Origin of the sequence: Nostoc sp. (genome assembly GCF_036916735.1) — a bacterium.
GTDB lineage: Bacteria > Cyanobacteriota > Cyanobacteriia > Cyanobacteriales > Nostocaceae > Nostoc.
In genome coordinates this window covers 41,843-54,932 of sequence record NZ_JBALFV010000123.1, presented here as the reverse complement: position 1 = coordinate 54,932, position 13,090 = coordinate 41,843, and the positions used below count along the sequence as shown (strand labels likewise).

The following is a 13,090-nucleotide window of genomic DNA, read 5'->3' as shown; positions in this document are numbered from 1 at the left end:
TTTTCACATAGCAAAGGTATGGCATTATGTCCAAAATTGTATCTATTCACTCATTTCGTGGTGGTACGGGAAAATCAAATTTAACTGCTAACTTAGCTGCTATTATTGCCAGTCAAGGAAAACGTGTAGGTATTATTGACACCGATATTCAGTCACCAGGGATTCATATTATTTTCGGTCTAGACGAGGAAAAGATGAATCGCTCCCTCAATGACTACTTATGGGGACGCTGTGTGATTAAAGATGCTGCCTACGATGTCAGTCATACTTTAAATACGGAAGGGGAGACATCTAGAGTAAATGGCAGCCTCTACCTAATTCCTTCCAGTATTAAGGCAGGTGAAATTTCCCGCATCTTACGTGAGGGTTATGACGTAGGCAAACTCAACGACGGTTTTGAGGATCTAATCCGCTATCTCAACCTGGACTATTTGTTGATTGATACTCATCCTGGTCTGAATGAAGAAACCCTACTAGCGATCGCGATTTCTGATATCTTAGTCGTCATCCTGCGTCCAGATCGCCAAGACTTCCAAGGTACTGCGGTAACGGTGGAGGTGGCGAAAAAATTAAAAGTGGACAAAATGCTGTTGGTAATTAATAAGGTACTACCAGCTTTGGATTTCAACACTCTTCGAGAACAAATGGAAACAATCTACAACACTCCAGTGGCTGGTATTGTGCCTCTTTCAGAAGAGATAATTCAGTTAGCCAGCAGTGGTTTGTTTTGCTTGCGTTACCCTGACCATCCGTTTAACCAGACGGTGCAAGAAATTGCTCGGCAGATTATGGATCAAGTTGAGCTAAAGGAGGTATTAGTAGGAGGCAATTACTCTTGAGCAATCAACAGCAACTTCGTGCTAGTGTACTTGCCTCCTATGGTGCTACTGCCTTGGAGACAGAAGAATTGCTTGCTTACAATCAAAATATCTTTGACCGCAGTTTTTCAACACTTTCCGCCAAGTTTCCGCTTCCATCCGAACCCCATGTAGCTGCGTGGGAAGAATACGCTACTTTTGCTCAAGAGGTAGGAGTCTTTCAAGCTTTATCAAGTAAGTTGGTACAGTTACAGTTCCCGATAGTCGAAGGCATCAGCCAAACTGAGGCATACCGCTTTGCTACCCGAAAGGGTGTTTCTGTGGATGGTATGATCGAAGCAACTGGTTTAATTTTGCAGCAACCAGAACAACTTCAGTTGATGCTACATCAAAGCTTGGCTGGAGTCATCCCGATTTTATTTACTAGGAACCGAGAAGATTTTGTTTGTTTGGTACAAGCACTGACAAGGCGGAATGAACCACTACCAGTCCCTGCTTCTATGGGAGCTTGTATAGTTACTGGTTTCAACAACTGGGATCGGGTTCGCCAATATCGCCAACAATGGTCAGCTCAAAATTTTGGTAACTGCTCCGAAAGTAATTGGTTAGAAGAATTTGGGCGACTAATTCCGCAAAAGCAGCTCTATCAAGATCGGTTGATTATTTTGAGTGATGGTTTCTATAGCAATGTTTCAGCCAGCGACATCGGACTTTCGGAACCAGAATGGCGGCATTTATCGCTAACTATTCGGCTGGAACATGAATGTACTCACTACTTCACACACCGCTTATTTGGCTCGATGCGGAATAATCTACTCGACGAACTGATTGCCGACTACAGAGGTATTGTAGCGGCTATAGGACATTACCGGGCTGATTGGTTTTTACGATTTCTGGGGCTGGAGTCGTTTCCAGATTACCGAGAAGGAGGGAGATTGCAAAATTACCGGGGTAAACCGCCGCTTTCAGAGGGAGCATTTAAGATTCTACAAGCATTGGTGAAGTCTGCTGCTGAGAATTTGGAGCGCTTTGACGCTGAACATGGAAGCGAGTTAAGAACTCTCAATAGTCAACCTCTAATGTTAATCGCTTTGACTTATTTAACATTGGAGGAATTGGCTGACTCTGAGGCGCACTCGTATATCCAAAAAATTCTAGACCAATTGCGGGATTGAGAATTAAGATAAACAACTTGCATCTTTTTTCTTCATGCCTAATCCCTAATCCCCAATCTTCAATCCCTAATCCCTAATCTTATGACAGAAGTTCTACTTAAGGAATTGAGTAATAGTGACATTAATTGGATGATCGCTACGGGTCGTAAAAAGGAAATACCTGCTGGCACTATTCTTGTGCAGCAAGGAAAAGCTCTCGATACCCTACACATAATATTAGATGGAACATTCACAATTACTGTTTCGCAAACTGCAAACAATCCTCTCGATCAAGCTTTTGCAGCTATGGAGGATAGTGAAACATTAGGACGAGAGATTGCACGGGTTTCAAGTGGTGAGATAGTAGGAGAAATTCCGTTTATTAATGTCCACCCGGCTGCTACCACTGTTGAAGCAGTTGAAAAATCAGTGGTAATATCGATTTCTCAGCAGCAATTGAGGGCAAAATTGCAGCAGGATATTAGTTTTGCTTGTCGGTTTTATCGAGCGATCGCTATTCTACTTGCAAATAGAATCTCTCAACTTGGCCGTAGCAAACTTGTTAAGAGCAATACGCTCAGAGATATGCTGTTTGTTTTGGAACAATTGCATGATAGTGACATCGATTGGCTGATGGCTACAGGTACTAGCCAAAAAATTGCCCCTAACACAGTACTTATCCGTGAAGGAGGACCTGTGGATGCGCTGTATATCCTCCTAAATGGAACAATGACAGTTTCCGTTTGTGAGGATGAACGCAATCCCTTAACTCGTGCTTTTGCTGCTTTAGAGGGTGACGAAACCAGAAGCAGAGAAATAGGGAGATTATCTAAAGGCGAAATTGTGGGAGAAACAGCTTTCATTGATACCCGTTTGCCTTTTGCAACTGTCAAAACTACTAAAGACTCACTTGTGTTGTCAATTCCTCGACAACAATTAGCAGCAAAATTACAGCAGGATATAGGTTTTGCGTCTCGATTTTATCAGGTAATTGCTACGCTGCTTGCAAATCGCCTACAAGAAATGTTCAGTCGGCTTGGTTATGGCAGACGCATTTATAGCAAAGGTCAATCATTAGATGAAAATGTTGAATATGAGGATGAATTGGATTCTTATGTTTTAGATAATATGGCACTGGCAGGAACCAGATTTGATTGGATGTTGAGTCGTTTAAGAGGAATTTAATTTTATTCGCAATAGATTTTAAGGTGTTAAGTTTTAACTTAATACCAATTCTTTATGAAAACGTATAGAAAGAACCTCACCCCCTGCGGTTCCTCCCCAAAGCATCGGGAGGTTGGAGGAGTTAAAATAATGTGTAGCTTTACAGTTCTATTTGTAGGGACTGCAATTATAGTTATCGAGATTATTTAGTCTAGTTACTAATTCGTAATTCTGACATTCTCCAAAAAACTTTATTATCCATACCAGTATCATAAAATCATACATCCTTTGCCAATTTTAGATGACAAAGATTTATTTTCCAAAAAATCGTTATTTTTTTTCAAAACATTATCCATTGTGTGAGCAGCTTATAATCCTTAAGAAGTTATTGGAAAAGTGTTTTGCTGTGACTTTAGGCACTTTTAGATTCTCCCTAACCTCTCTTAAAAAGAGGTTAGGGGGGATTTAAAATTTTTAATGCCAATATGAGTAATTTTTAAATATCCTCTTAAATTTTACATCCAAAATTAATTGAACACAAACAAATTTCTAACCATGTCTAGCGATAGTCTTATATACTCAAATTATTTTAAATGTGTTTTTCCCGTTTTACAAACAAAACTTATATCTAAAAAAACGTTAGTTATATCAAAAGAATGTGGATTGTCTTTGTAGTTTGGATTATTTAAAGTTTTAAATATAGCAGGTATTAATGAGAGATAGAAAACAAATATCATCAAACAACATTAAGCCTGTAATTTATTGAACACAAGGAGAAATAAAAATGGAAAATCTTCAAGAAAAAAACTTGCCAGTTTCAGAACAGCAAGCTGAAGCTCAAGCTTCGGATCAGCTCAATGCTGAAGAACTAGAAGCAATTGCCGGAGGAGGAAATCCTGTTGTAGAAGGCATTAGGGATTTAGAGCAAGGATTGTCAGATGGGCTTAGTGGCCAAAATAGTGGGGAGTCAAACTTGAACTACCTAAGTGGTAATGTTGTCGGAAAAGCCATAGACAGTGTAGGTGGTCTAATAAAGGGCAAGTGATAGTGCATTTGAGAAAGTCATATCTCTTTGACTGATAAAAGTCTTAAGCTTCACTTGTTACGGCAGTGATCGTTAGTTAATTCAACTGAAATATTCTATATTGCTGCCAACTTTTGCACTCGATAAACCGATATCAAGAATCTGAATTGAGATTTTTAAGCCTAAATTTACAAGAATACAGGTTCTTGTAATTGCACGTTATAAATCCTCATTCAGTGTTAGATCTAGTAATTTAAATCTAAGGAAATAGTCACATGACTGAACAAAAGAAAGGTCGTAGAGAACTTGAATCTGAACTGATTGCCAAAGCTTGGAAAGATGAAGCGTTCAAGCAAGAACTAATCAACAACCCCAAGGCAGTTTATACCAGAGAGTTGGGTCAACAACTTCCTGAAAATCTCATAATTAGAGTGGTGGAGGAAACAGCAGATACTATCTATTTAGCACTTCCTAGAAGTCCACAAGTTTCTGAAGAGTTATCTGATGAAGCCTTGGAGGCTGTAGCAGGAGGAAATTGGCATTTTGTAACTTCTGGAGTCATAGTAGGTACTACTTAACGGTATTCCAAAAGCATTAAAATGTCTCTGTAGATGAACTGCAACCACCAAAGTTAAAACGAGATAGGCTTACTGTAGTCTAATACTGTTCAGTTAAGCCCAGAATCCTTGTAGAGACGCAAAAATTCGCGTCTCTATAGGTTAAATATCAGTACCAAAAATCAAAGTATTTTAGTACGGACTTAACAACAATGAAAACACAATTATTAAACTTAACCCATACAAAACGTTTTCTAGAAAGGTATCATGCAGATGCTAATTTTAGAGAGCAAGTATCTATAGATCCGTATAGAGCTATTATTCACTATGATATCAAAATTGATCCTGAAGAAATCAAGACGTTATGTGATACAGAGTTAAGTAACAAGAGTGAAAAAAAATTATCAGATTCTACTTTTTTAAGAAGTTATTGGGAACTTGCAGAAAAAATTAGACCACAACGAATCAGGTCTATAGCTAATTCTCCCATTAATTCTCACTTCAAAGCGTGGCGATCGCGACAAATTGCTCGCACCGAAAGTCAGTTTATCAAGCCAGTTCACGATTCAATTATTCATGCTCCTGTTTGTTTTGAACTTAATAAAGGATGTTCTGTTGGATGCTGGTTCTGCGGAGTAGCTGCACCTCGCCTCAGTGACATTTTCTTTTACACTCCAGAAAATGCCCAATTATGGCGCGAAGTCCTTGAGTTAATCAAAGAACTACTAGGAGAGTCCGCTGGCGCAGGCTTTTGCTATTGGGCGACAGATCCCCTTGATAATCCAGATTACGAAAAATTCTGTAGCGATTTTTATGAAGTTTTGGGAATGTTTCCTCAAACAACTACAGCTCAACCTTTGAAAGATCCATCTCGTACTAGATCGCTACTGAAACTTGCAGGTGAAAAGGGATGTCCACTTGATCGTTTCTCTATTCTTTCCCTAAAAATGTTTAACCAAGTCCATGAAGAATTTAGTGCGGAGGAATTAGCATTTGTTAAATTAGCACTTCAAAATGAAGGTTCTAATAGTACAAAAGCAGAAGCTGGAAGAACACGGAAGCGAAACCTAAAAAAAGTAGAAAAAGATAGCAAAACTCCTTATCAAGGGACAATTGCTTGTGTAACAGGATTTTTATTCAATATGGTTGAGCGTAGTGTCAAACTTATCAGTCCTTGTAATGCGAATGATCGTTGGCCATTAGGCTACATAGTTTATGACGAAGGAACTTTCTCTGATGCCAATCAGCTAAAAATTCTCCTTGAGAGGATGATAAGAGACAATATGCCTCTGACAGTTCGACCAAATGAGCTAATAAGTTTCCGTAGCGACCTGAAATATGAAAGCCTTCCTGATGGTTTCCAACTATCAACTAATTTAAAAAAATTTAGATTTCGCTACGATTCCTATCTCAATGAGTTAGGTGAAATTATACACAAGGGTAGTAAAACTGCTAAAGAGATTGCTTCTATATTTGACACCCGTAGTATTTTGCCTGCTTATACATTTCACAATTTTAATCTCATGTTAGAGAAGGGAGTTTTAGACGATGAGCCGAAACCCAAAGATTAAGGATAAGAAAAAATTGTTAGTTTTCCCTTAAAAATTGTGTATTGATAGCTAATGTTGCACCCTCTAAGTTACTAAGTACAAATCTCTATTTAGAGAACTTAAAATATTTAAGCTAGAGAAAAAGGGAGATTTTTTCGCACAAGTGATTGTCGAGGCATCCTAAATGGTTGAACACAAGCAAAACCTATTCCGAAAAGACTCACTAGAGCGTTTATCTTCACCTGAAAGATTAGACCAACTAATGCAGGTAGTTAGCCCCAAAAGCTGGCTGCCTTTAACTGCCTTGGGTTCTTTGGTAGCAGTTGCCGTGGTTTGGAGTATCTATGGACGCATTCCGATTACTGTGGAAGGTCAAGGAGTACTGATTTATCCGCGTACAGTTGTGCCACTACAGTCGAAAAGCGCAGGGCAGTTAGTTGCTTTAAATGTGAATGTTGGGGATGTGGTCAAAAAGGGAGACATACTAGCAACAGTTGACCAAGTTGACCTGCGTAAACAATTACAATTAGCGCAGGCTAAACTAGCCCAATTAGAGGAGCAGGATCGCAACGCCAGTTTATTACAAGGGCAGCGTCAGCAGCTTGACACAAAGGCAATCCAAGAACAACGCCTAACTCTTGAGCAAAGACTAAAAATTGTCCAGGATTTGACACCCGTGTTGAGGGAGAAAGGGCTGGTGTCAATCGGGCGCGATCGCCTAAATCTACAGCGACGCTTACAAACACTCCAAGGGCTACTTCCTACTCATAAAAAGAGACTAGAAAACCGCCAGAAGTTATTGAAAGAGGGGGCAATTCCTGATGATGTGGTGTTAGAAGCGCGGCAACAATACGACGATGCGCGTGCAAACATTGATGAAGCTGAATCTCAGCTGAAGCAACTAGACGTTAAAGAAGCTGATGCACAACAACAATATCTCTCAAATCTGAACGAAATCAAAAACATCCAAGCCCAGTTGCAAGAACAAAATAGTAAAGCAGCTACTCTAGCTCAAGAAGACCTACAAACTGCAACTACCCGCAAAAATGAGATTCAAGAAGTCAAGCGAGAAATTGCCAAACTCGAACAAGAACTAGGCAATAACAGCCAGATTGTCTCTCAACACTCAGGACGTGTTCTAGAAATCACTGTTAGTCCTGGACAGGTCATTGATGCTGGAACCCGTTTAGGGAGTATAGATGCGGAAACTTCATCTAGCAAGCTGGTTGGTATAACCTATTTTCCAGTTGCAGAGGGTAAGAAAATTCAACGGGGTATGACGCTGCAAATTACACCGCAAACCGTGAAACGGGAACGCTTTGGCGGTATTGTCGGTAAGATTACCACTGTTTCACCATTTCCGATTACTAGAGAAGCGGCCGCTAGTGTAGTGGGCAATTCCGAAGTAGTGACAAGTCTGATGGGTGAGAAGCAAGAGGCTGTTATTCAAGTATTTGCTGACTTGCAGCCAGATTCTACCACTTTTAGCGGTTACAAGTGGTCTTCTTCTGATGGGCCGCAGTTGAAAATCTCTTCTGGAACGACTACATCTGTGCGAGTCAAGGTGGAAGAGCGATCGCCGATTACATTTGTTTTACCTATTCTGAGGTCTTTTAGTGGTATCTACTAATCTTTCATTAGTGACACCGATAAATCCTTTGCAGTATCTGCAAAACCTGCTCAAAGGTGAAAGCAAGCGGGTAAAGACACCCACGCTTTTGCAAATGGAGGCAGTCGAATGTGGTGCTGCCGCTTTGGGAATTATTCTAGGTTACTATGGTCGGATTGTGCCTCTACCAGAACTGCGTCGAGAGTGCGGAGTCTCTCGCGATGGTAGCAAAGCTTCCAATGTCCTTAAAGCTGCTAGAAGCTATGGACTCCAAGCCAAAGGCTTTAAAAAGGAACTAAATCAACTTTCAGACCTCAGCCTTCCCTATATTGTGTTCTGGAACTTCAACCACTTCCTGGTAGTGGAGGGATTTAGCTCTAGTTATGTCTATCTTAATGACCCAGCCACCGGGCCGCGAAAGGTGTCGCGGCAGGAATTTGATGAAGGATATACCGGAGTGGTGCTGGTTATGGAACCAGGCCCAGAGTTCACTACAGGTGGTCGTAAACCCAGTTTGATTTTATCGCTGTGGTCACGGCTACAAAGTGCTACTGGTGTTTTAATTTACTGTTTACTAGCAGGATTTTTGTTGACACTCGTCGGGCTAGCGATACCAGTATTTAGTCAAGTGTTTGTAGACGAAATCTTGGTACAAGGACGGCAGCATTGGCTACGTCCTTTGTTACTGGCAATGGCGATCGCAGTAGTCCTCCAAGGAGTATTAACCCTGCTGCGGTTGCGGTATCTGCGCCGCTTGAAAGTCAAGCTATCTGTGGGAATGTCCAGCCGCTTTCTGTGGCACATCCTGCGTCTACCAGTTGGTTTTTACGCCCAACGGTTTGCGGGTGAAATTAGTAACCGCACCAGTCTCAACGACCAAGTTGCTGATGTGCTTTCGGGGCGATTGGCAACTACAGTCATTGATGCAGTCATGGTAATTTTTTACGCCCTAGTTATGCTTCAATATGACTGGGTACTGACTTTATTGGTAGCTAGTTTTGCTGCTGTAAATGTCTTAACTTTACAGTGGATCTCTCGTCAGCGCGTCGATGCTAATCAGCGATTAATCCAAGAGTATGGTAAAGCTGCTGGTGCGTCGATTGCTGCTCTCCAAAGTATAGAAACTCTCAAAGCATCTGGTTTGGAATCAGATTTCTTTTCGCGATGGTCAGGTTACTACACCAAGGCGATCAATTCTCAGCAAGAACTAGGGGTGACAAACCAAACCTTCTCAGTATTACCTACACTTTTGTCGTCACTTTCATCAATGGCATTGTTGGTTGTAGGGGGTTTACGAGTGGTGGATGGACACCTCAGCATCGGAATGCTGATAGCCTTTCAAGGATTAATGCAGAGCTTTTTGCTGCCTGTTAACAATCTCGTCAACTTCGGTAGTACCCTCCAAGAAATGGAGGGAAATTTGATTCGCCTAGATGATGTGTTAGATAACCCGATTGATGAAGCAGGAAAAGATAAAGAGATTTTGTTTCCCTCATCTTCTGTGCCTAGATTACAGGGGTACGTCGAACTAGAGAATGTGACATTTGGCTATAGCCGCCTAGATCCGCCTTTGATTGAAAACTTTAGCCTTTCAGTCAAGCCTGGAGGGCGAGTAGCTCTAGTAGGCGGGAGCGGCTCTGGCAAGTCTACCATTGCCAAACTAGTAAGTGGACTCTACGAACCTTGGGAGGGAGAAATTTGCTTTGATGGTCAACCTAGAAAGCAGATTCCGCAATCGATATTAACGAACTCTGTCAGTTTAGTAGAGCAGGATATTTTGATGTTTGGCGGAACTGTCAGAGAAAATTTGACTTTATGGGATACCACAGTACCAGATAAAAATCTAGTGCGGGCTAGTAAAGATGCTGCCATTGATGATGTAATTTTCTCCATGTCTGGCGGATTTGATGCAGAACTAATTGAGGGAGCCGCCAATTTAAGTGGAGGTCAACGACAGCGATTAGAAATAGCCCGTGCTTTGGTTAACAATCCTTCAATCCTGATTATGGATGAAGCTACCAGCGCTCTGGATTCGGAGACGGAAAAAATTATTGACCAAAATCTGCGGCGACGTGGGTGTACGTGCCTGATTGTTGCACACCGATTAAGCACGATCCGCGACTGCGATCAAATCATCGTCCTTGAACGTGGAAAGGTAGTGCAACGAGGTACTCACGAGGAATTGTGGCAAGTAGAGGGGGTGTACTCACGGTTAATCAGCAGTGAAGAGGGAACTTAATTATGGTCATCAACCAACTTAGGATCAAAGACCTTAAAGGGCAACTGCACAGCCTTAAAGGAAATGAACCAATACTGCTAGACGACCCACAGACCATTTGGGTGGTGCAGTCCGGTTCTGTAGCGTTGTTTGCTGTCACAGTTGAAAATAATGTTATAGAAGGAACTCGCCGTTATTTGTTCACTAGCAATCCCCAACAGGCACTTTTCGGAACTGCTCATGACTCTATTGATAGGCAACGCCGACTCTTGGCAGTGCCGATGGGAGAAACAGAATTGCTGAAGGTAGACCGAGAATACTTTGAGGAGTTAGTTGTTGATGGAGATACTAGAATAATTACTTTGGTGGAGGGTTGGCTTGAGCAAATCGACGCGACACTTCCCCATGTCGCCACCTCAGCAATTCAAGTCCCGGCTGTGGGAGAAGCGCGATTTTCTTTAATTGATGGTCAAACTCTCCAACCTGAACCTAAAGCGATCACTTGGGTACAAATTCAGCAAGGAAATGCACGCTGGATGGAGCTTGAGGAATTGATAGATCCAGCATCGGGAATTTTTCCCCTCAGTGATGGTATGTGGTTAGAAGCTGTGGGAGAGGTTCAGCTTGCCACTCAAACCACAAGCACCATCCGCAACCCAGATATATTGCTTGGGGGACTTTCTCAGCTTCATACTCAACTGCTGCAATATATCAACTTTCTAGAACAGCAAGAAGCGCAAGAAGAACTGCAACGGCTGACTGAACAAGAACGTCTCAATCACCAGGTGACAGCAGAGGCTCTAGGCGAACTAGCATCTTCCTTGGGAACTCAAGAAGCAACCTTTTTCTTGGAAGGTGCGCCGTTGTTAATTGTTGCTGGTGCTGTAGGCAGGTGTTTAGGCGTGAAAATTCGCCCCCCTGCTAAATCAGAGAATTTGAAGCGGGTGAAGGAGCCATTGGAGGCAATTGTTAGAGCTTCGCGGTTAAGGATGCGACAGATTTTGTTGCGAGACAACTGGTGGGAAAAGGACTGTGGCCCTTTGGTTGCTTATACCCAAGAGGACAACCGACCGATGGCACTCCTGCCCATTTCTGCCACTCGCTACGAAATCTTTGATCCAAGCGACCGCACTCGTCTGACTGTAGATGCCAAAATTGCCTCGACACTAGCGCCAGTTGCTTATATGTTTTATCGGTCTTTGCCCGATAAAGTTCTCAAAGCTGGCGATTTATTTCAGTTCGCGCTTCAAAATCGTGGCAGGGATATACTAATCGTTTTTTTGACTGGTATTGCCGCTACACTGCTGGGTATGCTCACACCCTACGCCACAGCCATTTTGATTGACAACGCCATTCCAGATAGCGATCGCGGATTGTTGCTACAAGTTGGGTTGGGGTTGCTGGTTGCAGCTTTTGGGACGGCAGTATTTCGGCTGGCTCAGGGATTTGCACTTTTGCGCGTGGAAACAATTTCGGATGCCTCTACTCAAGCTGCTGTGTGGGATCGGCTGCTAAACTTGCCAGTATCCTTTTTTCGCCAATACACTACAGGGGATCTTCAGTCTCGTGTGACATCAATTAGTACAATCCGTCGCCTACTAAGTGGCACAACTCTGATTACTCTAATCACTGGCTTGTTTTCATTATTAAACTTAGGACTTTTGTTTTACTACAGCTGGAAATTAGCTTTAGTTGCTGTGGCTGTAGCAGTAGTTGTAATCGTTGTTACTACACTCTCTGGTATGCTCCTCGTCCGTAAAGTTCGTCCACTGTTGGAAATAAAGGGAAATATCTTTGGACAGACGGTGCAGCTAATCAATGGCATTTCTAAACTACGTGTCGCTGGGGCGCAGGAGCGCGGTTTCGCTTCTTGGAGTAAAAATTACAGTCGGCAAATAAAACTGGAACTTAGCACCCAGAACGTTGAAGACGGTGTTGCCCTTTTCAATACAGTCATGCCGACGCTAACTTCTGCCATCCTGTTTTGGTTTACTATCCAACAGCTTGAATCAGCCCAGACTACAGGTGCAATCGGATTGAGCATTGGGACTTTTCTGGCTTTTAACAGTGCGTTTGGTACTTTTATTAAAGGTGCCACAGACGTAAGCAATACACTTACCGACGCTTTGCAAGTCATTCCCCAGTGGAAACGCGCTCAACCAATTTTAGAAACTATCCCGGAAGTGGATCTGTGCAAAGCCGATCCTGGTAAACTCATGGGTAGAATTGCTGTGGATTATGTCACGTTTCGCTACCGTCAAGATGGGCTTGTAACCCTGGAAGATATCAGTCTTCATGCCGAGCCTGGGGAGTTTATTGCACTTGTAGGCGGTTCTGGAAGTGGTAAATCTACTATATTTAGATTGCTGTTGGGGTTTGAGGCTCCTGAAGATGGCAGTATTTATTATGATGGTCAAGATTTGTCTGGGTTGGATGTTGAGGCAGTACGGCGACAGTTAGGTGTCGTTCTGCAAAATGGCCGGATTATGTCAGCCTCTATTTTCGATAATATTACTAGCGGTGCTCAGATTACACTCGATGAAGCTTGGGAGGCAGCGCGGATGTCTGGGTTTGCTGACGATGTTGCAGCCATGCCCATGTCTATGCATACTGTGATTAGTGAAGGAGGTGGTAATCTCTCTGGAGGGCAACGACAACGGTTACTGATTGCCCGTGCTTTAGCATTGAAACCCCGCATTTTGTTATTCGATGAGGCTACTAGTGCGCTTGATAACAAAACCCAGGCGATTGTCAGTGAAAGTTTGGATAAATTGCAAGTTACTAGGATAGTTATTGCTCATCGACTTAGCACCATCCGTAACGCTCATCGTATCTATGTACTTCAAGCAGGTAGGGTTATACAGCAAGGAAATTTTCAGGAACTAGCTGCTGTTGATGGGCTATTTGCCCAGTTAATGGCTCGGCAAATGGCGTAGTTGAATCACCGTGGGATGTCAAACAATTAAGGAGGCAAAGGTTAGAATTAATATTATATT

At 42.4% G+C, this 13,090-nt stretch carries 9 protein-coding genes; all 9 read left to right on the top strand.

The features are described from left to right. Positions 1-26: 26 nt before the first annotated feature. A complete protein-coding gene (locus V7L20_RS31070) occupies positions 27-839 on the top strand; it encodes a MinD/ParA family ATP-binding protein (RefSeq protein ID WP_334747769.1) in 813 nt (270 codons plus the stop codon). After that, positions 836-1,993, top strand: coding sequence for a DUF7005 family protein (locus V7L20_RS31065; RefSeq protein ID WP_334747768.1), 1,158 nt, complete (start codon positions 836-838; stop codon positions 1,991-1,993). The genes V7L20_RS31070 and V7L20_RS31065 overlap by 4 nt, the downstream gene beginning before the upstream one ends. Before the next feature lie 81 nt (positions 1,994-2,074). Further along, positions 2,075-3,157, top strand: coding sequence for a cyclic nucleotide-binding domain-containing protein (locus V7L20_RS31060; RefSeq protein ID WP_334747767.1), 1,083 nt, complete (start codon positions 2,075-2,077; stop codon positions 3,155-3,157). A gap of 763 nt (positions 3,158-3,920) precedes the next feature. After that, the gene (locus V7L20_RS31055; RefSeq protein WP_334747766.1) at positions 3,921-4,181 is read left to right on the top strand and encodes a hypothetical protein; all 261 of its coding nucleotides are present in this window, start codon (positions 3,921-3,923) and stop codon (positions 4,179-4,181) included. A 254-nt stretch (positions 4,182-4,435) separates the two neighbouring features. Then, a complete protein-coding gene (locus V7L20_RS31050; RefSeq protein ID WP_334747765.1) occupies positions 4,436-4,738 on the top strand; it encodes an NHLP leader peptide family RiPP precursor in 303 nt (100 codons plus the stop codon). A 191-nt stretch (positions 4,739-4,929) separates the two neighbouring features. Then, positions 4,930-6,288 carry a radical SAM family RiPP maturation amino acid epimerase gene (locus V7L20_RS31045; protein ID WP_334747764.1) on the top strand — a complete coding sequence of 453 codons (1,359 nt, stop codon included), beginning with the start codon at positions 4,930-4,932 and terminating at the stop codon, positions 6,286-6,288. A 163-nt stretch (positions 6,289-6,451) separates the two neighbouring features. Beyond that, positions 6,452-7,897, top strand: a complete 1,446-nt coding sequence (locus tag V7L20_RS31040; RefSeq protein WP_334747763.1) for an NHLP bacteriocin system secretion protein — start codon at positions 6,452-6,454, stop codon at positions 7,895-7,897. After that, entirely contained in the window at positions 7,884-10,115 is a 2,232-nt protein-coding gene (locus V7L20_RS31035; RefSeq protein ID WP_334747762.1) for an NHLP family bacteriocin export ABC transporter peptidase/permease/ATPase subunit, read from the top strand. Before V7L20_RS31040 ends, V7L20_RS31035 begins: the two co-directional genes overlap by 14 nt. A 2-nt stretch (positions 10,116-10,117) precedes the next feature. Beyond that, on the top strand, positions 10,118-13,030 hold the full coding sequence (locus V7L20_RS31030; protein ID WP_334747761.1) for an NHLP bacteriocin export ABC transporter permease/ATPase subunit: 2,913 nt from the start codon (positions 10,118-10,120) through the stop codon (positions 13,028-13,030). Positions 13,031-13,090 lie beyond the last annotated feature (60 nt).

What these genes read in the sequence shown, in the direction of transcription:
- V7L20_RS31070 (WP_334747769.1), top strand. Translation starts at nt 27, where the DNA reads ATGTCCAAAATTGTATCTATTCACTCATTTCGTGGTGGTACGGGAAAA.
- V7L20_RS31060 (WP_334747767.1), top strand. Translation starts at nt 2,075, where the DNA reads ATGACAGAAGTTCTACTTAAGGAATTGAGTAATAGTGACATTAATTGG.
- V7L20_RS31055 (WP_334747766.1), top strand. Translation starts at nt 3,921, where the DNA reads ATGGAAAATCTTCAAGAAAAAAACTTGCCAGTTTCAGAACAGCAAGCT.
- V7L20_RS31050 (WP_334747765.1), top strand. Translation starts at nt 4,436, where the DNA reads ATGACTGAACAAAAGAAAGGTCGTAGAGAACTTGAATCTGAACTGATT.
- V7L20_RS31045 (WP_334747764.1), top strand. Translation starts at nt 4,930, where the DNA reads ATGAAAACACAATTATTAAACTTAACCCATACAAAACGTTTTCTAGAA.
- V7L20_RS31040 (WP_334747763.1), top strand. Translation starts at nt 6,452, where the DNA reads ATGGTTGAACACAAGCAAAACCTATTCCGAAAAGACTCACTAGAGCGT.
- V7L20_RS31030 (WP_334747761.1), top strand. Translation starts at nt 10,118, where the DNA reads ATGGTCATCAACCAACTTAGGATCAAAGACCTTAAAGGGCAACTGCAC.